Origin of the sequence: Streptomyces sp. NPDC089799 (genome assembly GCF_040684755.1) — a bacterium.
In the GTDB taxonomy this organism is placed as follows: domain Bacteria; phylum Actinomycetota; class Actinomycetes; order Streptomycetales; family Streptomycetaceae; genus Streptomyces.
The window spans coordinates 1-1,215 of the sequence record NZ_JBFBGR010000086.1 but is presented as its reverse complement, the minus strand read 5'-3'; the positions used below and the strand labels follow the sequence as shown (position 1 = coordinate 1,215).

Here is a 1,215-nt window from a genome sequence, read left to right as displayed (position 1 = left end):
GTGGGGTCGAATAGTTTGATCACCATGACGACCGCAATAGCCGATACGGCCGGGCACGCCCGGTACACGTACCGGCTTCGCGTGTCCGCGACTGCCCTCGCCCAGCTGAACGGCGAGTGGGCGCGGTGTCGCTGGGTGTGGAACGAATGCGTGGCGATGTCCCGCAAGGTCCACGGCCTGAACAAGACCGCCGACACGAAGGTGACGTGTGGTCCGGCGCAGCTCGACAAGATGCTGACCGGGGCCCGCGCCGGGATGTCGTGGCTGCGGGAGGGGAGTTCGGTTCCTCAGCAGCAGATCATCCGCGACTTCGCGAAGTCGCGGGCCAGGGCTTTGAAGGACATCAAGGCAAAGCTGCCGATGCGGCAGCGGGCCGGGATGCCCCGCATCAAGAAGAAGCGCGAGGCGCTGCCCACCCTCAACTACACCCGGCGCGGGTTCCGCCTGAAGGACGGGCGCCTGCACCTGGCCGGCGGGATCGTGCTCAAGGTGGTGTGGTCGCGGGACCTCCCGTCGGTGCCGTCGTCGGTGCGCGTGTACCGGGACAGCCTCGGACACTGGTACGCGTCGTTCGTCGTGGAGACGGCCCTCGAGCCGCTTCCGCAGACCGGCGCTGTGATCGGCATCGACTGGGGCGTCAAGGAGACCGCCACCACCACCTCCCACGCCCATGACCTTCCGCACGCCCAGCACGGCAAGACGGCCGCGCAGAGACTGGCCCGCTACCAGAAGAGGATGGCCCGGCGGGCAACCCCGAGGAACCGGCCCGACACCGCCGGCTACCGAAAGGCACGCAAGGCGGCGGCGAAGGTGGCCAAGAAGATCGCCCGGCAGCGGCAGGACGACGGCCGCAAATGGGCCAAGCGGGTCGTCCGCGACTTCGACCACCTCGCGGTCGAGGACTTCAAGCCCCGGTTCCTGGCAAAGTCCACCATGGCCCGCAAGGCGGCCGACGCCGCGATCGGCGCGGTCAAGACGGCGCTGGTCGAGCAGGCCCGCAAACACGGCCGGACCCTGCATCTGGTCAATCCCGCGCACACGACGATGGACTGTGCGCACTGCGGGGCGAGAGCCAAGCACCGCATCCCTCTTTCCGAGCGAACGTATACGTGCACCGCGTGCGGAACCTCGTCCCCCAGGGACAAGAACTCCGCCCGCGTGATGCTCGTCCGGGCTGGTCTCAACCCGGCTAGTGCTGATCTTGTAAGCCCTGCC

1 protein-coding gene is annotated in these 1,215 nt (G+C 68.2%); it reads left to right on the top strand.

Translation table 11 applies throughout. The features are described 5' to 3' along the window. Positions 1-24: 24 nt before the first annotated feature. Positions 25-1,215: transposase (locus tag AB0O36_RS37005; RefSeq protein ID WP_365118396.1), on the top strand; the 1,191-nt coding region annotated here is incomplete at its 3' end.